Below are 23,037 nucleotides of genomic sequence, written 5' to 3'. Positions count from 1 at the left end.
AGACGTCACACGCGGCCCATCGCAAAACCCTTCGCGATGTAGTGCCGCACAAACCAGATCACGATCGCGCCGGGCACGATGGTCAGCACGCCGGCCGCAGCCAGCACGCCCCAGTCCATCCCCGAGGCCGACACCGTGCGCGTCATCGTGGCGACGATCGGCTTGGCGTTGACCGATGTCAGCGTGCGCGCCAGCAACAGCTCGACCCAACTGAACATGAAGCAGAAGAACGCGGCCACGCCGACGCCGGCCTTGATCAGCGGCAGGAAGATCGTCAGGAAAAAGCGCGGGAACGAATAACCGTCGACATAGGCGGTCTCGTCGATCTCGCGCGGCACGCCGGACATGAAACCCTCCAGGATCCACACCGCCAACGGCACGTTGAACACCAGGTGCGCCAGCGCCACGCCAAGGTGCGTATCCATCAGCCCAATCGTGGTGTAGAGCTGGAAGAACGGCAGCAGGAACACCGCCGGCGGCGTCATGCGATTGGTCAGCAGCCAGAAGAACACGTGCTTGTCGCCGATGAACTGGTAGCGCGAGAACGCGTAGGCCGCCGGCAGCGCCACGCTGATCGAGATCACCGTGTTCATCGCCACATAGATCATCGAGTTGATATAGCCCGAATACCATGAGGCATCGGTGAATATCGTCACGTAGTGTTCGAGCGTAAAAGTGGCCGGCCAAAGCGACAGCGTGGAAACGATCTCCTCGTTGGTCTTGAACGACATGTTCACCATCCAGTAGATCGGCACGATGGCGAACAGCAGGTACAGCGTCAGGAACACCGGACGCCACCAGCCGGGGCGCTGCCCGGGAAGATTGCGGTCAGCCATGGGGCATCTCCTCGGCGCTTGCGGTGCCGGCGCGTTGCATCCAGTTGTACAGCACGAAACACGTCAGCAGGATGATCAGGAAATAGACGATCGAGAACGCCGCGGCCGGTCCCAGGTCGAACTGCCCCACCGCCTTCTGCGTCAGGTATTGCGACAGGAACGTGGTGGCATTGCCGGGCCCGCCGCCGGTCAGCACGAAGGGCTCGGTGTAGATCATGAAGCTGTCCATGAAGCGCAGCAGCACCGCGATCATCAGCACGCCGCGCAGCTTGGGCAACTGGATGAAGCGAAACACCGCGAAGCGCGACGCGCCGTCGATCTGCGCGGCCTGGTAGTAGGCGTCGGGAATCGCGCGCAGGCCCGCATAGCAAAGCAGCGCCACCAGCGGCGTCCAGTGCCAGACATCCATCACCAGCACCGTGACCCACGCGTCGATGGCGCTACCCGTGTAGTTGTAGTCGAAGCCCATGCCCTCGAGCGCGGCGCCAAGCAGGCCGATATCGGTGCGCCCGAAGATCTGCCAGATCGTGCCCACCACGTTCCACGGAATCAGCAGCGACAACGCAATCACCACCAGCGCCGCCGACGCCTTCCACCCCTTGGCCGGCATCGCCAGCGCCAGCAGAATGCCCAGCGGGATCTCCACGCACAGCACGGCCAGCGAGAAACCAAGCTGCCGCAACAGCGCATCGTGCAGCTCGCCATCGCGCAGCACCGTGGCATACCATTCGGTGCCGACAAAGACGCGGCGCTCTGGCGAGATGATGTCCTGCACCGAATAGTTGACGATCGTCATCAGTGGCAGGATCGCCGAGAACGCCACGCACAGCACCACCGGCAGAATCAGCAGCCACGCCTTCTGGTTCACGGGCTTCATGGGACCAGTTCCTCGTTGATGTAGAAGCAGGTGTGACGATTGAACATCGTCAGCCACGCGGTGTCGCCCGCGCGCAGCGTGGCGGCTTCCGTGCCCAGCCGGGCGCGCACCATGGCGCTTGCGCCATGATCGACGGTCGACGTCACCAGCCAGTACGTGCCGATGTCCTGCGCGCGGTCCACGCGCACCGGAATCGCCCGTGGATCTTCGGCGGGCGCCAGTTGCAGGTACTCGGGCCGCACGCCGATCTTGAACGATCCCGCCACCTGCAGCGCCGACTGCGTGGCCGCGGGCAGCTCGGGCAGGTAGCGCCGCCCGGCCACTTCGATGGCGCCGTCGCGCCATTGCGCGGGCAGAAAATTCATCCCCGGCGATCCGATGAAATGGCCGACGAAGGTATGCGCTGGGCGCTCGAACAGCGCATCGGCGGCGCCCACCTGCACCGCCTTGCCGCGCGACATCACCACCACCTGATCGGCAAACGTCAGCGCCTCGGTCTGGTCATGCGTCACGTAGATCAGCGTCAACCGGAACTCGTGATGAATCTCCTTGAGCTTGCGGCGCAACTGCCATTTCAGGTGTGGGTCGATCACGGTCAGCGGCTCGTCGAACAGGATGGCCGACACGTCCTGGCGCACCAGACCGCGGCCCAGCGAGATCTTCTGCTTGGCGTCGGCCGCCAGCCCGCTGGCGCGACGATCGAGCGATGACGACAAATCGAGCATTTCCGCCACGCGCCCGACGCGCTCCCTGACCTGCGCGGCCGGCACGCCGCGATTGCGCAGCGGAAACGCGAGGTTTTCGCCGACCGTCATGGTGTCGTAGATCACCGGGAACTGGAATACCTGGGCGATGTTGCGCGCCTGCGGCGAAGCGTCGGTGACATCGTTGCCGTCGAAACGGATCGTGCCCTGCGACGGGCGCAGCAGCCCGGAAATGCAATTGAGCAGCGTGGTCTTGCCGCAGCCCGAAGGGCCGAGCAACGCATAGGCGCCGCCGTCCTCGAACGTAAAGTTCAGCGGCAGCAGCGCGTAGTCCTCGTCTTTCTGCGGATGGGCGACATAGGCGTGCGCCAGATCGAGATCGATGCGTGCCATGTCAGGCTCCCGGCTCGGTGATCGGCGTGCTGACCACAGCGGCCAGCGCGCCCGGCCGGCGCGGCGCGTGGATGCGAAGGCCCGCCTGGTTGAACAGGTAGAGCTGGCCTGGCTCGATATGCAGCGACAGCGGCGCGCCAAGCTCGAGGTCCAGCACGCCGGCGAACTGCGCAACCAGGTTGCCGGCCGAGGTGTCGAGGTGGACGAAGGTGTCCGAGCCCGACAGTTCGGCCAACGCCACTTTGCCCGGGATCTCGACGGCGTCGGGCACCGACCTGAGCCGCAGCGCGGCAGCGCGCACGCCCAGCGTGACTGGACCGTCGGGTGCGTCGACGCCCGGCAGCGGAATCACGATGTTGCCGGGCAGCGTTACGCGTCCGGCCGACAGCACGCCTTCGACGAGGTTCATCGGCGGATCGCTGAAGGCGCGCGCCACGCGCAGCGACGCGGGATAGTGGAAGACTTCCGGCGTCGGCCCGTATTGCAGCAGTTCGCCCGCATCGAGCACGGCCGTGTAGCCGCCCAGCAGCAGCGCTTCCGCTGGCTCGGTGGTGGCGTAGATCACGGTGGCATCGCCCTGGGCGAACAGATGGGTCAGCTCTTCGCGCAGTTCCTCGCGCAGCTTGTAGTCGAGATTGACCAGCGGTTCGTCGAGCAGCATCAGCGGCGCGTTCTTGGCCAGCGCGCGCGCCAGCGCCACGCGCTGCTGCTGGCCGCCCGACAGTTCGGACGGATAGCGCGCCAGCAGATGTTCGATATGGAGGCGGCCGGCCAGGCCGCGCACGCGTTCGTCGATCTGTTCGCGGCTGTCGCGACGCAGGCGCAACGGCGACGCGATGTTGTCGAAGACGGTCAGCGATGGGTAGTTGATGAACTGCTGGTAGACCATCGACACGTTGCGCTCGCGCACCTGCACGCCGGTGACGTCGATGCCGTCGACCATCACGCGCCCGGCGCTGGGCTTGTCCAGCCCTGCCATGATCCGCATCAGCGATGTCTTGCCGGCCTGGGTGGTTCCCAGAAGGATGGTGACGGCGCCTGGCGTGGGTGCCAGTGACATCGGGTAGAGATAGGCTTGCGACCCCACTTGCTGCGCAATGCCTTCCAGGCTCAGCTGCATCCAGTCTCCAATGTTCTTGTACTTGCTCAGCCACATCGAAAAACCGCAGCCGAGGCGCACTTTTCAAATCATCCCGCTCGTTTTAGCGCAAAAACGAACATAAAACAATACTGCAGCGCATCATTTGTTTTCGTTTCTGTTTGAACTAGAATGCCGGCATGACGCTTAATCCCCGCCAGACCGCCCTGCTCGAGGAAGTTCGCAGCCAGGGCTTCGCCTCCATCGACGAACTCGCGCGCAAGTTCGGCGTGACGCTGCAGACCGTCCGGCGCGACGTCAACCTGCTGGCCGAAAACGGCATGCTGGCGCGCTTTCATGGCGGCGTGCGGATGGAAGGATCGACCACCGAGAACATCGCCTATCGCCAGCGGCAGGTGCTCAATGCCGAAGGCAAGGCGCGCATCGCGCGTGCCGTGGCGGCCGCGGTGCCCGAAGGATGCTCGCTGATCCTGAACATCGGTACCACGGTGGAAGAAGTCGCGCGCGCGCTGATCCATCATCGCGGGCTGCGCGTGATTACCAATAACCTGAACGTGGCCAACATCCTGGCGGACAACTCGGACTGCGAAGTGATTGTGGCCGGCGGCGTGTTGCGATCGCGTGACCGCGGCATCGTCGGCGAGGCGACGGTGGAATTTATCCGTCAGTTCAAGGTGGATATTGGACTGATCGGCATCTCAGGCATCGAGGCCGACGGCACGCTGCGCGATTACGATTTTCGCGAGGTGAAGGTGGCGCGAACGATCATGGAACATTCGCGCGAGGTGTGGCTCGCCGCCGACGCCAGCAAATTCAATCGCCAGGCGATGGTGGAACTGGCGCCGCTGTCGAGCATCGACAGGCTGTTCACGGACGAGCCTCTGCAAGCGCCGTTCGATACGATGCTGGCCGAAAGCGGAGTGAAATGTGTGGTCGCCGACCAGGAATGAAGCGCGCCCACTGCGCCGGCTGCCTCCGTTATGCGCGGGCAGCCGTTGCGATGCGCCGCGTCGGCGCGGCGGCGGGCAATTACTTGAAGACCACCGTCTTGTGGCCGTTCACGAGGATGCGGTGTTCCGCATGCCACTTGACCGCGCGGGCGAGCGCCACGCATTCGACGTCGCGGCCGACGGCGGTCAGCTGATCGGGATCCATGCTGTGATCGACGCGCTCGATTTCCTGCTCGATGATCGGGCCTTCGTCCAGGTCGGCCGTCACATAGTGCGCGGTCGCGCCGATCAGCTTCACGCCGCGGTCGTGCGCCTGGTAGTACGGCTTTGCGCCCTTGAAGCTGGGCAGGAACGAGTGGTGGATGTTGATCGCGCGGCCCTGCAGCTTGCGGCACAGGTCGTCGGAAAGCACCTGCATGTAGCGCGCCAGCACCACCAGGTCGATGTTCTGGTCGCGCACCACTTCGAACACGCGCGCTTCCTGCGCGGCCTTCTGCTCGGCCGACGCATTCATCAGCGGCAAGTGGAAGAACGGCACATCGTACGAGGCGGCCAGCTGATAGAAATCGCGGTGGTTCGACACGATCGCGGCGATCTCCACGGGCAGGCCACCGGCCTTGGCGCGGAACAGCAGATCGTTCAGGCAATGGCCGATCTTGGACACCATGATCATCACGCGCGGCTTCACCGTCGCATCGAAGACCTCCCACTGCATGCCGAACTGATCGCCCACGGGCGCGAACGCGGCGCGCAGTTCCGCCAGGCCCGGGCCGCCCGCGGCCGTGCTGAAATGCACGCGCATGAAGAAGCGGCCGGTGAAGGCGTCACCGTACTGGTCGGAATCGACGATATTGCAGCCGTGCTGGAACAGCAGGCCGGAAACGGCGTGCACGATGCCCGGCTGGTCCGGGCAGGAAATGGTCAGGATAAATCCGGTGGTGCTCATCTTCGGAAAATCGGGCGAATCTTGATTGGGCGAGCCGCGCCGGCGATGCGTGCAAATCAGGTCTGGACGGCAGTCCAGCCGCGCCGGCGGAGGGCATCCAGCGTCACCAGCGTGGCATCGACGGTCATGGCGAGGTCCGCCATGATAGCAAGCAATGACGCCGGGTCGATATGGCGATGCTCGGCCACCTCGCCGTCGCGGTTATGGGGGACGAAGCCGGCAGGCAGGATCAGGTCATACGCATACACGCGCTCCCACTGCACGCCTTCGGGGATTTCGCGCAGCACGTCGATCACGCCATGCGCTTGCGCCTGCGCCGCCAGCGCGGGCGGGATGCCCGATTCCTCGTCACATTCGCGCACCAGCGTTTCCAGCGGATCGCTGCCCGCAGGCATGCCGCCGGCCACGAGGTTGTCCCACATGCCCGGATCGACCGCCTTGGTTTCGCTGCGGCGCGAGATCCACAAGGCGCGCTGCCCGTCGACGATGCCGTTCATATGCGAGGCGAACGTCAGCAGGCCGAAAAAACGGGCGGCTGCGCGCTCGATCACGGCAAACGGCGCGGCATCGAGCGCCGGAGTGACGGCGAACAGCTCATTGCGCCAGCCGCGCACGTGGCCGGCATCGGCCAGTTGCCGCGCCAGCGCGGCCAGCGCGGCGTTGCGCGCTTCGACCGTCGTGCAACCGGGCAAGAGCGCCACCGCGCCGTCTGGGTCGACCGGGCCGATCACGTCGCCGGCCATGCCGGTCAGGATTTGCGCATGCCTGCGCGGCAGCCATCCCACCTGCACGCCCTCCACCGTCAGGCGCCAGTGCGCGTCCGGATCGAATGGACTGCGCGCGGCGACGCCGGCCAGGATGGCGCCGACGATATCGGCATCTGCGGAAGCGGAAACAGGCATTGGCTTGGACACGAATTCAGACATGACAACGCGACTCAACAATTCCGGATGGAACGCATGACATCCACGCATACTTCCCACCAGCCCCAGTACGTGCTGGCCTTGGACCAGGGCACCAGCAGCTCGCGCGCCATCCTGTTCGACCGCGCCGGCAATGTGGTGCGCATCGCCCAGCGCGAATTCCGGCAATATTATCCGCATCCCGGGCACGTCGAGCACGACCCGTACGAAATCTGGCAATCGCAGTTGGCAGTCGCGCACGAGGTGCTCACCGAAGCCAACGTCAGCGGATCGCAGTTGAGCGCGATCGGCATCACCAACCAGCGCGAAACCACCGTGCTGTGGGATCGCAAGACCGGCGAGCCCGTTGGGCGCGCGCTGGTCTGGCAGGACCGCCGCACCGCGCCGATGTGCGAAGACCTGCAGGCGGCCGGGCATGGCGACACGTTCCAGCAGAAGACCGGGCTGATCATTGACGCCTATTTCTCGGGTACCAAACTGCGCTGGATGCTGGATCACTACGATGGCGCCCGCGAGCGCGCCGAACGCGGCGAACTGGCGTTCGGCACCGTCGACAGCTGGCTGATCTGGCAGCTGACCGACGGCATGCGGCACGTCACGGACGTGTCCAACGCGTCGCGCACGCTGCTGTTCAACATCCACGATTTCCGCTGGGATGACGAACTGCTCGGCATCCTGGACATTCCGCGCAGCCTGCTGCCCGACGTGGCGCCGTCGAGCGGCGAAGTTGCCCGCACCGCGGCGCGCCTGTTCGGCGTGGAAGTGCCGATCGCCGGCATCGCGGGCGACCAGCAGGCAGCCACGTTCGGCCAGGCCTGCCTGCTGCCGGGCATGGCCAAGAACACCTATGGCACCGGCTGCTTCATCCTGATGAACACCGGCTACAAGCCCGTGACGTCGCGCAACCGGCTGATCACCACCATCGGCTGGCAGATCGGCAACGACACCCAGTACTGCCTCGAAGGCGGCGTGTTCATGGGCGGCGCCACGATCCAGTGGCTGCGCGACGGCCTCAAGCTGATCCAGAGCGCGCCCGAGGTGGATCCTTTGGCGCGCCAGTGCGAAGACACGGGCGGCGTGGTGCTGGTGCCCGCCTTTGCCGGACTGGGCGCGCCGCACTGGGACCCGTTTGCGCGCGGCACGATGGTGGGCATCACGCGCGGCACCGGCGGCCCGCATATCGCGCGCGCCGCGCTCGAATCAATCGCGCTGCAAAGCGTGGACGTACTGGACGCCATGCAGAAGGATGCCGGCATTTCGCTGGCCGAACTGCGCGTGGACGGCGGCGCTTCGCGCAGCGACCTGCTGATGCAGATGCAGGCGGATCTGCTCGGCACGCCAGTGGTACGGCCACGCGTCACGGAAACCACCGCGCTGGGCGCCGCGTACCTGGCCGGACTGGCCACCGGCTACTGGACCGACCCCGAGGAAATCACTCGCCAGTGGCAGGTCGAACATCGCTTCGAGCCAAGGCTGTCGGACGACGAACGCGCCCATCGCATCGCGCGCTGGCATCGCGCCGTGGATCGCGCGCGCGACTGGGCGCGCGATGACGAAGCCGGCCATTGAGCCCGCGCACTCCTGAATTGACTGTGATCGCATCCATGCAAATTACCGTTCCTCCGATCCAGCCGCCCTCGCGGGCCGATCTGCTCACGACGCTTGCACGCGAGACGCGCTGGGATGTCATCGTGATCGGCGGCGGCGCCACGGGCCTCGGCACCGCGGTGGACGCCGCGTCGCGCGGCTATCGCACGCTGCTGCTCGAAGCCGCCGACTTTGCCAAGGGCACGTCGAGCAAGGCCACCAAACTCGTGCACGGCGGCGTGCGCTACCTGGCGCAAGGCAACATCGGCCTGGTGCGCGAGGCGCTGCACGAACGCGGCCTGCTGGCGCGCAACGCGCCGCATGTGGTGTGGCCGCTCGGCTTTGTCGTGCCGGCCTACCAGATGTTCGACCAACCGTTCTACGGCATCGGACTCAAGGTCTACGACATGCTGGCGGGCAGCCTGAACCTGTCCGGCAGCCGCTGGCTCAATCATCGCGAAACGCTGCAGGCCGCGCCCACGCTGGCCGAACACGTCGGCGGGCGTCCGCTGCGCGGCGGCAACCTCTATTTCGACGGTCAGTTCGACGACGCGCGCCTGGCCATCGCGCTGATGCGCACGCTATTCGACGTGGGCGGCACCGCCGTCAATTACATGCGCGTGACCGGCCTGACGCAAAGCAATGGTGTGATCACCGGCGTCACGGCGCAGGACGCGCTCGGCGACGCTTCGTTCGCGCTGCGCGCGGACTGCGTGATCAACGCCACCGGCGTGTGGGTGGACGCCGTGCGCCAGATGGAAGACGGCCAGGCGCGCACCATGGTGGCGCCGAGCCAGGGCGTGCACCTGACTATTCCGCGCAGCTTCCTGCCGGGCGACCGCGCGGTACTGATCCCGAAGACCGACGATGGCCGCGTGCTGTTCCTGGTGCCCTGGAACGGCCACGTGATCGTCGGCACCACCGACACGCCGCGCAAGGACCTGCCGCTCGAGCCGCGCGCCGCCGGCGACGATGTCGATTTCATCCTGGAAACCGCTTCGCGCTACCTGGCCCGCGATCCGTCGCGCGCCGACGTGACCAGCGTCTGGGCCGGGCTGCGGCCCCTGGTAAAGGCCACCGGCGAGGCGTCCACCGCGTCGCTGTCGCGCGAGCATACGATCGTCGTATCGAAAGCGGGGCTGATCACCGTGACCGGCGGCAAGTGGACCACCTATCGCAAGATGGCCGAGGATGTGGTGGAAACGGCGATCCAGCGTCAGTTGGTGCGCGCCGCGCCGTGCCGCACTGCCGAACTGCCGCTGCATGGCGCACTGGGCATGCCGGAGGACCTGCCCGACCCGCATACCGGATCGCCGGATCGCTACTACGGGGCCGATCTGCCGCTGGTGCGGGCGCTGCCCGGCGCGGACGCGATGATCGTCGGGGCGTCCGGCCTGACCGAGGCGCACGTCCGCTTCGCGGCGCGCTACGAGCTGGCGCGACGGATCGAGGACGTGCTGGGCCGGCGCAACCGCGCGTTGTTTCTCGATGCCAGGGATGCGCTGGCCGGCGCGCCGCGCGTGGCCGCGATCCTGGCCGAGGAACTTGGGCTTGACGACGCCTGGCAGGCCAGCGAAATCGAAGCGTTTGGCGCGCTGGCAAAGGGCTATATGCTGAACGGAGCGGCCTGAGCGGTGCCGCTGAGCCGGCGGCCGGGCGGCGGATCGGCACGCCGCGGCGCCCATGGTGCGGGACTTCGGCGATAATGCCGGCTATTGCATCAGGGAGAACACCATGGACGAGATTGACGATCTGTCCGATCTGCCGATGCCCCGGTTTATCTGGGGCTTCGCCGTCGTCGCCAATAAAGGCGGCGAAATCATGCACGACGAATTCGAGTATCTGACGCACACGCGCAGCCCGCGCTTCACGTGCCGCGTGGTGGAACTCGAAGACATGCCCGCGGACAGCGAGGAATCCGGCATCGACGGGCGCGTGGTCCACTATGACGAGCCGGACCGCCTGTTCTACATCACCGATGCCGGCATGGCGCTGGTGAACTTCCAGTTGTTCGACAAGCTGCCCGACAAGGCCAAGCTCAAGAAGGTCTGCGACGAAGCCATCGCCAACTGGATGCTCCGGCGCGAATTCCTCGATGACGAGGAAGACGAAGGCTGAAAGCAAAAAAAGCACCCTCGGGTGCTTTTTTCTTGCCATGCGCCGCGCGCCGGCCGGGCCGCCCGCATTATTCGTGACGCCCTAGTCCTTCACTTCGATCATCCCCGACGCGACGCGCTCGATCTCGCAATAGACCGGCATCGCCTCGAGCGGCCCGGTGCAGCCAACCGCCGCGGCCTGGCTTGCGCTGGCGCCGGGTGGCAGGAACACAAACGCCATGCCCGGCTGGAATCCCGGGTGCCGGCGCAGGCTGTCGTTAAGGATGTCGAGATACTGTGCACGCGAAAAGACCTGCTTGGCCATGTCGAGTCTCCCGGTAATCGGCTTAGCCCGGGCATCCTAGCATGGCCTTGCGCGCGCCTGTCACCGCATCGTGAGAACCGCGCGCCGAACGCTTCAACGCGCTTTCCTGACGCGCTGAGCGTTCAGCACTCCCCCTTCTTGGCGTGTCCGGGCGGGCAGTGATAGCCCTTGGGCCCCGGGCCGCGCCGATCGTCCCCACCATGCCCGTGATAGCGATCGTCATCCGGCCCGTGGTTCCAGCGCTCGGGCTGCATCACCCAGCCATTGCTGGCGCGCACCCAGCGCGGCCCTTCGTAGGCATAGCCCGGACGCTCGGGCACCCAGCGCCCAGCCTTCCATGCGTGCTTGTGATGGTGATCGTCCCATTCCCAGTAACCTGGCGCCCAGATATAGCCGGGACGCGGCGCCGGCACGGCTTCGTAGATCGGCGCAGGCGGGGGCGTGCCAATGCCGATGTTGATGTTGACCTGAGCCAGGGCGGCCGGCGCGAAGGCCACCGCCGAATACAGCAGCGCGGCGCCAGCGGCTGCGCGCAGGAAGGTATGACGATTCATAGGACCCCTATTCTTGTAGCTGGTACGAGCAGCAGTCTACCCACCGGCCAGGAGGTGGGTGTAAGAAAGGGTATCGGAAAATTACGAGCCCGGATCAATGATCGCCGGCCATCGCCTTCAACTGGGCGTCGCCCGCCACGCGCGCCGCGTCGGAAGTGGTGAAGGTGTCGTCGGACACAATGGTCCTGCGGATCTGCTGGGCGCCAAAATCCACCAGCGAAATCACCCACACATAGCGCCCGGACTGGGGCGCGGTGTGCACGAAAGCCTTAAGTTGCGGTCTGGATTCAGTCACCATGGTGCTTCTCCGTACAAGACAAACGCGTCCAAAAACTCTAGCACATTCGTTTTAAGCTCTCCGGCCGGTATACAGTCGAAAGCAGTCGAGAGCGCCGGCACCATGCGGGCGTAGCGGTTTGTCGCTACAGTTTTGCCCGATCCCTGCCGACATTCCAATGGAGCCCTTCGCCCACCCATTTCTGCGAATCGTCCGACAATCCGCCTGCCCTCCAATTGCTGCGTACCGCGTTTCGCCTTCCTCCTGTTGCGTGCCGACTCGCCCGACCGGCCTTTGCGGCGGCGCTGGTTGTCGTGCTCGCCACGCCTTACCCAGGCGCGGTGTGCGCGGCGCCGACATCCGTAGCGCCGCCGGCGGCCCCTGGCGCGCTGGCCTCCGTGGCCCCGCCAACGGCCGGCGCGCCGCCCGCGTCCCCCGCGTCCCCTTCGCGCCCGGAATTGGTCGCGCGCGTGGTCATGAGCCTGCTCAGCTATGCAAGGTGGCCGAACGAGCGCGAATCGCTGCGCCTGTGCATCGACAACAGCGCCCGCTTTGCCGGCAAATTGATGGAAGGCGGCACGCTGTCGACCGGACGGCTGGTGGAAACACAGCGCGTGGACATGCTGGCCGACCCGATGCCCGCCGATTGCGACGCGCTGTACCTTGGCCCGATGACCGAGGCGCGCCGCAAGAAGCTGCTTGCCGACTTCGTTGGCCGGCCCGTGATGGTGATCGCGGAGGAAGACTTCGAATGCGAGGGCGGTAGCATGTTCTGCCTCAATATTCGCGAAAACCAGGTGTCGTTTCGCATCAATCTCGATGCCATCGCGCGCAGCGGCATTCACGTCCACCCCGGCGTATTGCAACTGGGACGCCGCAAGGCGCAGGGCTCATGAATCTGCGCGGCCGCCCACCCTCCCCGCTCCAGACTGCCCAGCCCCGGCCGACGCTGTACGGCACGCTGCGCCGCATCCATCTGAGCGTGGCTTTGATTGCGGTGCTCACGGCCGGGCTGTCTCTTACGGCGCTCGGCCTGACCGCGCTGCGCGCCTACGCCGATCACAACCTGCGACTGGTGGCGCGCTCGATCGCCTATACCGTCGAGGCCCCGGTGGTGTTCGGCGACAAAGCGGCCGCGGCCGACACGCTTTCCGTCATCGCTGCGGTGGAAGACGTGGCGGCGGTGACGGTTTTTGATCGCGATCGCCAGCAACTGGCGGCGTGGCAGCGCTCCGGCCAGGACCGCTTCCCGGGGTGGCGCCGGCTGGCGGGGGAACTGCTGAGTTCCGGCGAAGTAGAAATGCCGGTCGTCCATCAATCGCAACAGGTGGGTAGCGTCCGCGTGGTCGGGGATCCGGTCGCGCTGCTGCATTTCCTGCTGCAAGGCACGCTAGGGCTGATTGCCTGCCTGTTGCTGACTGCCATCGGCGCCCACTACATGTCCAGCCGCATGCTCGTCGACATCGTCGATCCGCTGCGCAACCTGATGCGCGTGGCGCACGCGGTGCGATCCGAACGCGCGTTCGGCCAGCGCATGCCGCCGGCGCGTATCGAGGAACTCAATGCGTTGTCGGAGGACTTCAACGTCCTGCTGAACGAACTGGAAGCGTGGCAGAACCAGTTGCAGCACGAGAATCGCTCGCTGGCGCACCGCGCCACGCATGACAGCCTGACAGGCTTGCTGAACCGCGCCGCCTTCACCGACGCACTGGACCTGGCCGTGCGCACGGCGGCGTCGCGCAACCAGTATGTCGCGCTGCTGTATCTCGACAGTGACGATTTCAAGGGGATCAACGACCGCCACGGGCACGCGGCGGGCGACGCGGTGCTGTTCGGCATCGCCCAGCGCATCCGTGCCTGTGTGCGCGACACCGACAGCGTCGCGCGGCTGGGCGGCGATGAATTCGCCGTGCTGGTTGGCGCGTTGCGGCTGCCCGACGACGCCGTGCGCGTTGCCGAGGGCATTCTGGACGCCATGAATGTGCCACTCAAACTACCGGACGGCACCGCCATCATCGCGCCGCTGTCGATCGGCATCGCCATTTTTCCGCTGCATGCGCGCAGCGGCGCAGGTTTGATGCATGCCGCCGACGCCGCCATGTATGGCGCGAAGCGCCAATCCGGCGCCACCTGGCGCAGCGCCGAAACCGCCCCGCCGGAACCGCATGTCTGAACGCCACACCCGATCGAACTCCATGACGAAGCACCGCATCACCCGCCGCCTCTTTATCGCCTGCACCTTCGGCGCCACATTGGCGCTGACCGGTTGCGCCAGCGCGCCCGAACCCGCGCGCGAGAAACTCACGCCCGCGCAGGTCGCGTTGCTCAAAGACGAAGGGTTCAAACTGACCGACAACGGCTGGGAGCTTGGCCTGCCGGACAAGCTGCTGTTCGGTTTTGACGAGGACATCATCACGCCGGATCGGGAAAGCGCATTGCTGCGGCTGGGGCGCGCGCTGCACGACGCCGGCATCGAAGCGCTGCGCATCGACGGACACACCGACGATTCGGGCAGCGCCGACTACAACCAGCAGTTGTCCGTACGGCGCGCCGAAGCCGTGGCGCGCGTGATGGCCTCATGCGGATTTGGCCGCGATCACCTGCAGGTGCGCGGCATGGGCAAGTCGCGTCCGATTGCCGACAACCGCACTGCCGCGGGACGTGCCGAAAACCGCCGCGTGGCGATCATCGTCACCATCGACTGACACTGGCGGATCTTGCTGGCGGACCTCGCGCACCGCCCCGGACTCAGTCTCCGAACGGATTCGGCACCTTGCCGACGGAGTCCTCGACCAGATCGAATTCGTCGCGCACGTCGTCCACCACCGCGCGAATCGCCGCTTCATAGCCGCGCGCGTTGCCAAAGCGCAGCATGTCCCAGTTTCGCCCGCGCGCGTCGCGCTCGTGTGGCGTGGGGTCCGGAACCTGCACGCGCGCGCCATCGTTGACGATCTCGTCGATCTCCTGAATGCGTCGGCTCACCTCTTCCTTGATGACGCGCCGGCTGCGTTCGCGCTTGGACATGTGAGAGCCTCCAGTCGGTGGTTCGTCCGCGGCCATGCTAGCACGCAGCCGCCGACTTGGCGGCGGGTCGCCTTAGAGCGCGGCCTTGGCTGCCTGATACGCCGCATAGAGCCGCTGGAACACCGGGCCGGGCGTGCCAGTGCCGATGGTCTGGCCGTCGATCGACACCACCGGCAGCAGCTCCTTGCTGGCCGACGAAATCATCACTTCGTCGGCGCCGAACACTTCATCGCGGGCGATGCGACGCGCTTCGATCGAAATGTCCATCGCCTGGCACAGCTCTTCCATCAGGCCGTAGCGGATGCCTTCAAGAATCAGGTTGTCCTTGGGCGGCGCGCAAACGCGGCCGTGCTTGACGATCCACACATTGGACGACGACGCTTCGGTCAGATGTCCATCGCGGAACTGGATGGCCTCAGTGACGCCTGCCTCCGCCGCGACCTGCGCGGCCAGCACATTGCCCAGCAGCGAAGTCGACTTGATCTGGCAGTTGAGCCAGCGGCGGTCTTCCATCGTCACGCAGGCCACGCCCTGCTCGACCGACGCGGCCGGCGGCAGCGCCATCGCGTTGGTCATGATCAGCACGGTGGGCGTGACGTCCTTCGGGAAAGCGTGCGCGCGCTTGGCCACGCCTCGCGTGACCTGCATATAGATCATCTGGTCGGCCAAGCCGTTGGCCTTGACCACACTGTCGATCCGGGCGAGCCATTCCGCCTCGGTATAAGGGTTGGGGATGCCGATCGACGCCAGGCTGCGCGCCAGGCGCGCCAGATGCTGCGCGCCGCGGAACGGCTTGCCGTTGTACAACGGAATCACCTCGTAGATGCCGTCGCCGAAGATGAATCCGCGGTCCAGCACTGGAATGCGGGCCTCGGAAAGCGGCAACAGTTCGCCATTCAGAAAGACGACGGGTTCGGACATGACGGCTCTTATGGGAATGAACAATGCCCGGATTCTTCCACATGGCCGGTGTGTACTTTATGCAAAGTTGGCATGCCCAGGGCCGAATTTACGGGCCATGCCGCGAGCGGCGCGTTATGCAAGTCAATTCTTTTTAGGGCTGCCACGCGTATGAATTGAATTTTTCTTAATTCACGGAATTCTTTCCCGAACGCCTTGCTGCGCGCGGAAATCAGCGTGCTATATTCGTCACGCAGTATTTTCCACACGCAAAATCTGCTGCGTGATCTTCACAGGGCGTGCCGATATGACCGAACGTGTGTCTGGCCTTCGACGCATTTTCCATCAGATGGCCTTGCTGTTTCTGGTCATTGTCCCCTTCGTCGTTCCGCAAGGGTCTGCCGCGCAGGCCATCGCACCGGCCAGCGCCTCCGACGCGGCCGCACCGCCGCCCGGGCGCGCACAGGTGCTGACCTTCGCACAGATGGGCGCGAACTACACGATCCCGCTGCGCGGCATCGATCCGGAACGCACGGTCAACGTCGGCGTCCGTCTCGACGAGGTGGTGACCGCGGCCCGGCTCAAGCTCGTATTCACCTATTCGCCGTCGCTCGTCTATCCGCTGTCACACCTGAAGATCCGCATCAACGACGAGGTGGTGGCCACGCTGCCGCTCGACCAGGAGCACGCAGGCCAGCAGATCTCGCGCGAGATCGACATCGATCCCCGCTACTTCACCGACTTCAATCGCATCAACGTGCAGATGATCGCGCACTACACGCTCGATCATTGCGAAGATCCCTATCACTCGAGCCTGTGGGCCGACATCAGCCCCACCAGTACGCTGACGCTGACCAAGTCCACGGTTACGTTGCCGGACAATCTCGCACTGTTGCCGGCGCCGTTCTTCGACCGTCGTGACAACCGGCGCGTCACGGTGCCATTCGTGCTGCCCGCCAATGCCGATCCGGTGACGCTGCGCGCCGCTGGTGTGGTGGCGTCGTGGCTCGGGGCGCTGGCAAGTTATCGTGAACTGCGCTTCCCGGTTACGCGCAGCGCGCCGGCCGACGCGCATGCGATTGCGCTGGTGCTGCCCAACGCGCAGCCCGATGGCGTCCATCTCGACAAGATCGAAGGGCCCACGGTCATGGTCATGCCGAACCCGGCCGATCCCACGCGCAAGCTGCTGGTGCTGGCGGGGCGCACCCCACAGGAACTCGAAGTCGCCGCCAATGCGGTCGTGCTTGGCAAGGCCGGTCTGGCCGGATCGACCGCCGCCGTCAAGTCGGTCGATCTCGGCAAGCCGCGCCGCCCGTATGACGCGCCGGCGTGGGCGCCATCGGATCGCCCCGTGCTGTTCAAGGAACTGGTCACCGATCCGCAGCAGCTGCAGGTGTCGGGCGCTAATCCCGATGCCATCCGCGTGAACATGCGCGTGCCGGCCGACCTGTTCGGCTGGAACGATCGTGCGGTGCCGCTCAGCGTCAAGTATCGCTATACGGCGCCGTCCACGTATAACGATTCGACACTCAGCGTCGATGTCAACGACCAGTTGGTGCGGTCGTACCGCCTCAAGCCGCTGACCGTGCAGACCGACGAAAACTTGGTCAGCGTGCCGCTGCTGTCCGGCGGCAGCGCCACAGTCAGCAACGAGATACTGATTCCGGCGTTCCGGGTCGGCAGCAACAACCAGATGCAGTTCCGTTTTCATATCGATTCGCAAAAGACCGGCTTATGCTCGTCGTCCGCGGCAAATGTCGGACGGGCCGCCATCGATCCCGATTCGTCGATCGATTTCAGCGGATTCCTGCACTATGCCGCGCTGCCGAATCTCGCTTTCTTCGCCAACAGCGGCTACCCGTTCACACGCCTGGCCGACCTGGCCGACACCGCGGTCGTGATGCCCGATGCGCCGACGGCCATCGACGAGGAAGCGCTGCTGACGGTGCTCGGCCATATGGGCAAGTGGTCGGGCCTGCCTGCGCTGCGCGTCGCCGTCACGCCGGCCAAGGCGATCGAATCGGTCAAGGATCGCAACCTGGTGATCGTCGGCACCGGCAGCGCAGCGCAGGTGCTGCACGGCTGGGGCAAGTCGCTGCCGCTGCTGATCGAGCGCGGCAAGACCGAGATCGCGTTGCGCGACCAGCGCACGCATGCGTGGTCGGACTGGCTCAGCGGCATCGAGGCCGAGAACATCTCGCCGGCCGGGCGCGCGATCCTCACGGCCAACGGGCCGCTGGCGGCGCTGATCGGCTTCGAATCACCTTACGCCGCGCAACGCAGCGTGGTGGCCCTCACCGCATCGAGCGATGACCGCGTGCGCGACGTGCTCGACGTGCTCGAAGATCCCGGCAAGGTGGCGCAGATCCGTGGCGATCTCACCGTGATCCGGCAGCGCGACCTGGAAGGTCTGCGGCTGGGCGAGACGTATTTCGTCGGCAATCTGCCGTGGTACGCATGGCTGTGGATCCGGCTGTCCGCGCATCCGGCGCTGCTGGCGATTGGCGGAATGCTGGCCGGCCTCCTGGTGGCGCTGACGCTGTTCTGGGCCCTGGGCCGGCTGGCAGCGCGCCGCAACGGAGGCTGACATGTTGCGGGCAAGGGTCTGGCTGGTGCGTGCGTCGATGCGCGGCGCGCTGGCGTGCTGGTTGGCTGGCGTCGCGCTGACCAGCGCCGCCGCCACGTGTCCATGGCCGGACTGGGACGCCTTCCGCCGCGACACCATCAGCCAGGATGGCCGCGTGATCGACGCCAGCACCGATCAGCAAGTGACCGTCTCCGAGGGGCAGGCCTACGGCCTGTTCTTCGCGCTGGTCGCCAATGACCGCGCCACGTTCGACAGGTTGCTGGCATGGACGGAAAACAATCTCGCGCAGGGCGACCTGATCGCCCATTTGCCCGCGTGGATCTGGGGCAAGCGGACCGAAGGCGAACAGGCCGGCGCATGGGGCGTGATCGACCGCAATCCCGCATCCGATGCCGATGTGTGGATCGCCTATACGTTGCTGGAAGCGGGCCGCCTCTGGAAGGAACGCCGCTACACCGCGCTTGGCACATTGATCGCGCGCCGCGTGCTGCGCGAGGAAACCGCCGTCCTGCCTGGGCTCGGCCGCACGCTGCTGCCCGGCCCCGTTGGCTTCCAGCCCGCGGCCGACGTCTGGCGCCTCAACCCCAGCTATGTGCCGCTTCCCGTGATGCGCCGTCTGGCAAAACTGCTCGGCGACGACAGCAACTGGAAGACACTGCTCGACACCTCGGCGCGGCTGGTCGTCGACACGGCACCGCGCGGCTTCTCGCCCGACTGGGTCGAATATCGCAAGGGACGCGGCTTTTTCCCCGACACGCAGACGCAGGCCGGCGGGTCCTACAACGCGATCCGCGTCTATCTGTGGGCCGGCATGATGTCCCCGGGCGACCCGCTGCGCACACCGGTCCTGCAGGCGTTTCGGCCGATGGCCGATTACGTCCTGCAGCATGGCCACCCGCCCGAGCGCGTCGACACGCAGGCGGCAACCTTCGGGCCCAACGCCGGCAACGCCGGATTCTCGGCCGCGGTCGCGCCGTATCTGGCGGCCATTGGCCAGACCGACGCGGCACGCGCGCAGGCCCAACGCACGCGCGCGATGGCCGCGCAACAGCCGCTCGGCTACTACAGCCAGGTGCTGGCGCTTTTCGGCCTCGGCCATCTCGACCAACACTTCCGCTTCGAGGCGGACGGCACGCTGGTGCCGGCTTGGGAATCCACATGCCGCGCCGCGCGTTAGCCCCGACGCTGGCGCTGTGCCTGGCCAGTTCCGCATTGCCGGCTATCGCGGCGGATCTCCCGCCCGCTTCGCGCAGCGCGCAATCGAGCGAGATGGCCCAATTGCTGGCGGCGGCACGCATGTGGGATGCAAAGAATCGCGCCGACATGGCGCGCGGCATTCTGGAAAAGGCGCTGCTGATCGACCCGAGACAGCCCGAAGCGCTCAAGCTGATGGGGCTGATCGAGATCCGTTCGAACCGCCCCGCCGAAGCCGAGAAACGGCTGGCCCAGTTACGCGCCGCGGCGCCCGACAGCGCGGCCACGCAGGAGTTGGAAGACGCCTATCGCATTGCCACGCGCGACAAGCGCGAGATGGCGACGATCAGGCTGCTGTCGCGCAGCGGCAAGGATGACGAGGCGGCGCAACGCCTGCGCAAGCTGTTCCCACGCGGCGCGCCCTCCGGCAGTCTGGCGCGCGATTACTACCGCATCCTGTCCGGCACGACGCAGGGCCGGCCGCAGGCGATCGCCGAATTGCGGCAGCGCATCCGCGCCAATCCCAACGATCCGTATCTGAAGCTGGCGCTGGGCGATCTGCTGACCGACCGCGAGGCCACGCGTCAGGAGGGCCTCGCGCTGCTCTACGAAGTGGCACAAAAAGCCGATGGCGATCGCACCACGGCGATCGATATCTGGCGGCGCGCGCTCTATCGTGTCAACGACGACCCCGCGTACTACGTCTGGTTCGAGCGCTATCTGAAGGAAGTACCCGACGACAAGGCGGCGCAGGAAACGCTGGCCGAACTGGGCAAGAAGGTCACGGCGCAGCGCAAATTGCAAGCCGACCCCGCGTTCCAGGCGCGTCAGCGCGGCCTGGCAAACCTGGAACGCGGCCAGCTCAAGGACGCCGACATCGCACTGCAGAAGGCTTACCAGAAGCGCCGCAACGATGCCGAAGTGGTCGGCGGTCTGGGACTGGTGCGGCTGCGCGAAGGGCGCCATGACGAAGCGCGCGAACTGTTCACGCGCGCGCAGCAACTCGACCCGAGCAGCAAGTGGCGCGGCCTCATCGCCACGGCCACGTTCTGGGGCACGCTTGCCAAGGCGCGTGAAGCGAATGCGCAAGGCAAGCCCGCCGAAGCGGAAACGCTCGCGCGACAGGCGCTGGCTCAGCAGCCCGGCAACGAAAACGCGCAGGTCATCCTGGCCGACGCGTTGATCGCGCAGAACAAAAACGACGAAGCGGAAACGCTGCTGCGCCAGATGCTGGCGCGCCCCAAGCCGGACGTCGGCGCGCTGCGCACGCTGGCAGCGCTGCTGCAGAAGGAAGGCCGCGGCGACGAAGTGGAGCCGCTGATCGCCAGCCAGGAAGCGCGCATGCAAGGCGCGTCGGACGACCTGCGCGCGATGCGTGCCGATCTGCTTTCCGTGCAGGCCGAGAGCCTGCTCGCCCAGCAAAAACGCAGCCCGGCGATCCGCAATCTGGAAGCGTCGATCCGCCTGCGCCCCAACGATCCATGGACACGCTTCACGCTGGCGCGCGTCTATCGCGACCTGAAGCTGCCGGCGCTGGGCCGCAGCGTGATGGATGACGGCATGCGCGCGGCGCCCAACAACGACATGCGCTACGCCACCGCGCTGTACCTGAACAGCCTCGATGACATCGATGCGGCCAGCACGGTGCTGGAGGCCGTGCCGCAGGCAGAGCGCTCGGAAGGCATGCGCGGGCTGTCCCATAACCTCGCCGCACAACGCCTGCTGCGCGACGCGCGCCAGCGCGTGGCCCAGGGCCGCGACGACGAGGCGCGCGCACTGATGGATCAAGCCGCCGCCGAAGCTGCGGAGGACCCGCACATGCTAGCGTCGATCGGCCGCGAATGGATCGCGCTGGGCGAACCCGACAAGGGCCTCGCGCTGGTCAGCGACTGGCTGGCCGCGCACCGCGAGGCGCCACATGTCGATATCCGCCTGCGCTACGGCGAATTGCTGGCGGCGGCGGACCGCGACGACGATCTGCGCCAGTGGATTGCGGAATCGTCGGCGCTGCCGGACGTGTCAGCCGAGGAGCGCGCCGATCTGGCCGATCAGTCGCTGCGTCTGGCGATGCGCGAGGCTGACCGGCAGATTGACGCCGGCGACCTGCGCCGCGCACACGACGTGCTTTACGCCGTGCCCGCTGCGCAGCAGACCGACCGTCGCTGGCTGCTTGCGGTGGCGGACCTGCGCGAAGCGGCCGGCGATTATCGCGGCGCAGCCGATGCCGCACGAGAGGTGTTGGCCACCCAGCCGCACGACGCGGGTGCGCAACTGACGCTGGCGCGGCAGTACGAACGCATGGGCAAGACCGATCAGGCGCTCGAGATCGTGCGTACCGTGCTGGCGGAAACGCCGGACGACGACATCGATACGCGACTGTCGATCGCGCGGCGCTTTACCGCGATGCGGCGCGAGGACGAAGCGAGCGAAGTCGTCGATGCGCTGGATGCACGCTTTCCCGAGCGCGCCGATATCACCGTGCAACGCGGACGCGTCGCGCAATCGCGCGGCGACTTCAACGATGCGGCCGCGCTGTATCGCACCGCTCGCGGCCTGGAACAGCGCGAAAGCGTGCCCGCCGGCGCCGACGGCACACCCGCGCAGCGCGCACTGGCGGGACTGGAAGCGCGACGCCAGGGCGAAGTGGCCACCGCCGTCATGCAATCGAACAAATCCGGCGACGACGGCATCTCAAAGCTGCATGCCACCGAGATTCCGCTGTACGTGCGCATTCCGCACGGCTACACCGGCCACATGTTCTTCCACGCCGACACGGTGTTGCTCGATGCGGGCACGTTGCAGGCCAGCCGCCGCGTCAGCGATCTGCCGTTCGGCAAGATTCCGGCGCTGGGCAACGCCGGATTGGGCGCCATCGGGCAATCCGAAAAAGGCGTGGCGCTGGCCGCCGGTTACGAATACGACGGCGCCTACAACAGTTGGCGCGCCGATATCGGCACCACGCCGCTCGGATTTCTCGAAACCACCGTGGTGGGCGGATTCCGCTATCGCGCCGATCTGGGCGTGCAGTCGGTGACGGTCGACATTTCGCGCCGCGCCCAGACCAGTTCGCTGATTTCGTATGGCGGTGCGCGCGATCCGGTCACGGGCGAGACCTGGGGCGGCATCGTGCGCAACGGCGTGCATCTGCGCTATGCGCGCGATGTAGGCCGGGTCGGGCTGTTTGCCGATGTCGGCGCCGGCCTCTACACTGGCGACAACGTCAAGACAAATCGCGAGATCACGGTGCGCACCGGCTTCGACGTACCGGTCTATACCCAGCGCGACCAGCGCGTGTCGAGCGGACTGGTCGTCAACTACTGGCACTACTCCGACAACCAGCGCTTCTACACCTTTGGCCACGGCGGCTACTACAGCCCGCAACGCTACGTGTCGGTCGGCATTCCGCTGGACTGGACCGGCCGCTACGCCAAGTGGTCGTGGAGATTTCTGGGATCGGCGGGCTGGTCGTTCACCTACGAGAACGACGCGCCCTACTTTCCCACCCGCCCGGATCTCCAGGCGCTCAGCGGCAACGCCACCTATGGCGGCGGCTCTGGCGGCGGCTTCAGCTACACGCTCGGCGCTACGGTCGAATACACGTTCGCGCCGCACTGGGTGGTCGGCGCCGGTTTCTCGATCGACCGCTCACGTGATTACGCGCCTAACCGCGCCATGGCATGGCTGCGGTATCTGTTCGACAAACGGCAGATGCCGGTGCCGTTCCCGCCAACGCCGGTGCGGCCATATTCGGCATATTGAGTTTTG

Annotated in this window: 22 protein-coding genes; 10 read left to right on the top strand and 12 right to left on the bottom strand. The window is 66.2% G+C overall.

Annotation, left to right across the window (positions count from 1 at the left end):
- Positions 1–5 precede the first annotated feature (5 nt).
- Genes AC1RKI_RS17360 through AC1RKI_RS17345 form a run of 4 tightly spaced genes read right to left on the bottom strand, consistent with a single transcriptional unit; the run spans position 6 to position 3,930 of the window.
- Complete coding sequence (locus AC1RKI_RS17360; RefSeq protein ID WP_150981095.1) at positions 6–836, bottom strand: carbohydrate ABC transporter permease; 831 nt, start codon at positions 834–836, stop codon at positions 6–8.
- A complete protein-coding gene (locus AC1RKI_RS17355; RefSeq protein ID WP_061958908.1) occupies positions 829–1,713 on the bottom strand; it encodes a carbohydrate ABC transporter permease in 885 nt (294 codons plus the stop codon). Before AC1RKI_RS17355 ends, AC1RKI_RS17360 begins: the two co-directional genes overlap by 8 nt.
- Entirely contained in the window at positions 1,710–2,810 is a 1,101-nt protein-coding gene (locus AC1RKI_RS17350; RefSeq protein ID WP_251165140.1) for an ABC transporter ATP-binding protein, read from the bottom strand. Before AC1RKI_RS17350 ends, AC1RKI_RS17355 begins: the two co-directional genes overlap by 4 nt.
- A 1-nt stretch (position 2,811) precedes the next feature.
- Complete coding sequence (locus AC1RKI_RS17345; protein ID WP_061958916.1) at positions 2,812–3,930, bottom strand: ABC transporter ATP-binding protein; 1,119 nt, start codon at positions 3,928–3,930, stop codon at positions 2,812–2,814.
- A gap of 158 nt (positions 3,931–4,088) precedes the next feature.
- Here AC1RKI_RS17345 and AC1RKI_RS17340 point away from each other — a divergent pair, with 158 nt between their 5' ends.
- Entirely contained in the window at positions 4,089–4,859 is a 771-nt protein-coding gene (locus AC1RKI_RS17340) for a DeoR/GlpR family DNA-binding transcription regulator (RefSeq protein ID WP_227459200.1), read from the top strand.
- Positions 4,860–4,938: 79 nt separating this feature from the next.
- Here the strand turns inward: AC1RKI_RS17340 and purU are convergent, their stop codons facing one another.
- Positions 4,939–5,805 carry a formyltetrahydrofolate deformylase gene (purU, locus tag AC1RKI_RS17335; RefSeq protein ID WP_492794988.1) on the bottom strand — a complete coding sequence of 289 codons (867 nt, stop codon included), beginning with the start codon at positions 5,803–5,805 and terminating at the stop codon, positions 4,939–4,941.
- 56 nt (positions 5,806–5,861) lie between these two features.
- A complete protein-coding gene (locus tag AC1RKI_RS17330; protein ID WP_492794986.1) occupies positions 5,862–6,731 on the bottom strand; it encodes an NUDIX hydrolase in 870 nt (289 codons plus the stop codon).
- A gap of 33 nt (positions 6,732–6,764) precedes the next feature.
- On the opposite strand from AC1RKI_RS17330, the gene glpK reads away from it, so the two are divergent.
- The 3 genes from glpK (at position 6,765) to AC1RKI_RS17315 (ending at position 10,433) form a co-directional block, all read left to right on the top strand.
- Complete coding sequence (gene glpK, locus AC1RKI_RS17325) at positions 6,765–8,297, top strand: glycerol kinase GlpK (protein WP_244785612.1); 1,533 nt, start codon at positions 6,765–6,767, stop codon at positions 8,295–8,297.
- 35 nt (positions 8,298–8,332) lie between these two features.
- Positions 8,333–9,946: a glycerol-3-phosphate dehydrogenase/oxidase gene (locus AC1RKI_RS17320; RefSeq protein WP_150981099.1), complete on the top strand. Its 1,614-nt coding sequence runs from the start codon at positions 8,333–8,335 to the stop codon at positions 9,944–9,946.
- A 103-nt stretch (positions 9,947–10,049) separates the two neighbouring features.
- Complete coding sequence (locus AC1RKI_RS17315) at positions 10,050–10,433, top strand: hypothetical protein (RefSeq protein ID WP_061960205.1); 384 nt, start codon at positions 10,050–10,052, stop codon at positions 10,431–10,433.
- Positions 10,434–10,514: 81 nt separating this feature from the next.
- Here the strand turns inward: AC1RKI_RS17315 and AC1RKI_RS17310 are convergent, their stop codons facing one another.
- The 3 genes from AC1RKI_RS17310 to AC1RKI_RS17300 all read right to left on the bottom strand — a co-directional run bounded on the left by AC1RKI_RS17310 (position 10,515) and on the right by AC1RKI_RS17300 (position 11,588).
- On the bottom strand, positions 10,515–10,736 hold the full coding sequence (locus AC1RKI_RS17310; RefSeq protein ID WP_061960197.1) for a hypothetical protein: 222 nt from the start codon (positions 10,734–10,736) through the stop codon (positions 10,515–10,517).
- 122 nt (positions 10,737–10,858) lie between these two features.
- Positions 10,859–11,290 carry a YXWGXW repeat-containing protein gene (locus AC1RKI_RS17305; RefSeq protein WP_492794983.1) on the bottom strand — a complete coding sequence of 144 codons (432 nt, stop codon included), beginning with the start codon at positions 11,288–11,290 and terminating at the stop codon, positions 10,859–10,861.
- 94 nt (positions 11,291–11,384) lie between these two features.
- Positions 11,385–11,588 carry a hypothetical protein gene (locus AC1RKI_RS17300; protein WP_061960199.1) on the bottom strand — a complete coding sequence of 68 codons (204 nt, stop codon included), beginning with the start codon at positions 11,586–11,588 and terminating at the stop codon, positions 11,385–11,387.
- Positions 11,589–11,965: 377 nt separating this feature from the next.
- Between AC1RKI_RS17300 and yfiR the strand changes: the two genes are divergently transcribed.
- The 3 genes from yfiR to yfiB are packed head-to-tail and all read left to right on the top strand — an operon-like array spanning position 11,966 to position 14,272.
- Positions 11,966–12,463 (top strand): regulatory sequestration protein YfiR, encoded by a 498-nt coding sequence (gene yfiR / locus AC1RKI_RS17295; protein ID WP_492794981.1) that lies wholly within the window; start codon positions 11,966–11,968, stop codon positions 12,461–12,463.
- Positions 12,460–13,740 (top strand): diguanylate cyclase DgcN/YfiN, encoded by a 1,281-nt coding sequence (dgcN, locus tag AC1RKI_RS17290; RefSeq protein ID WP_061960200.1) that lies wholly within the window; start codon positions 12,460–12,462, stop codon positions 13,738–13,740. The genes yfiR and dgcN overlap by 4 nt, the downstream gene beginning before the upstream one ends.
- Positions 13,741–13,762: 22 nt before the next feature.
- Entirely contained in the window at positions 13,763–14,272 is a 510-nt protein-coding gene (yfiB, locus tag AC1RKI_RS17285; RefSeq protein ID WP_099047674.1) for an outer membrane lipoprotein YfiB, read from the top strand.
- 43 nt (positions 14,273–14,315) lie between these two features.
- Here yfiB and AC1RKI_RS17280 read toward each other — a convergent pair whose 3' ends face one another.
- The 3 genes from AC1RKI_RS17280 to AC1RKI_RS17270 all read right to left on the bottom strand — a co-directional run bounded on the left by AC1RKI_RS17280 (position 14,316) and on the right by AC1RKI_RS17270 (position 15,760).
- A complete protein-coding gene (locus AC1RKI_RS17280) occupies positions 14,316–14,591 on the bottom strand; it encodes a hypothetical protein (protein ID WP_061960202.1) in 276 nt (91 codons plus the stop codon).
- Positions 14,592–14,663: 72 nt separating this feature from the next.
- Complete coding sequence (locus AC1RKI_RS17275; protein ID WP_227459194.1) at positions 14,664–15,512, bottom strand: D-amino acid aminotransferase; 849 nt, start codon at positions 15,510–15,512, stop codon at positions 14,664–14,666.
- Between the two features lie 8 nt (positions 15,513–15,520).
- A complete protein-coding gene (locus tag AC1RKI_RS17270; protein WP_492794978.1) occupies positions 15,521–15,760 on the bottom strand; it encodes a hypothetical protein in 240 nt (79 codons plus the stop codon).
- Positions 15,761–15,840: 80 nt separating this feature from the next.
- Here AC1RKI_RS17270 and bcsB point away from each other — a divergent pair, with 80 nt between their 5' ends.
- Genes bcsB through AC1RKI_RS17255 form a run of 3 tightly spaced genes read left to right on the top strand, consistent with a single transcriptional unit; the run spans position 15,841 to position 23,031 of the window.
- Entirely contained in the window at positions 15,841–18,078 is a 2,238-nt protein-coding gene (gene bcsB / locus AC1RKI_RS17265) for a cellulose biosynthesis cyclic di-GMP-binding regulatory protein BcsB (RefSeq protein ID WP_084004333.1), read from the top strand.
- A gap of 1 nt (position 18,079) precedes the next feature.
- Positions 18,080–19,255, top strand: coding sequence for a cellulose synthase complex periplasmic endoglucanase BcsZ (bcsZ, locus tag AC1RKI_RS17260; RefSeq protein ID WP_492794976.1), 1,176 nt, complete (start codon positions 18,080–18,082; stop codon positions 19,253–19,255).
- A complete protein-coding gene (locus tag AC1RKI_RS17255; RefSeq protein ID WP_492794974.1) occupies positions 19,237–23,031 on the top strand; it encodes a cellulose synthase subunit BcsC-related outer membrane protein in 3,795 nt (1,264 codons plus the stop codon). The genes bcsZ and AC1RKI_RS17255 overlap by 19 nt, the downstream gene beginning before the upstream one ends.
- Positions 23,032–23,037: the final 6 nt, after the last annotated feature.

Source organism: Cupriavidus sp. GW822-FHT06G04 (assembly GCF_058799075.1).
The sequence above is the reverse complement of the archived record's forward strand: the minus strand, read 5'-3'. Positions and strand labels throughout refer to the sequence as shown.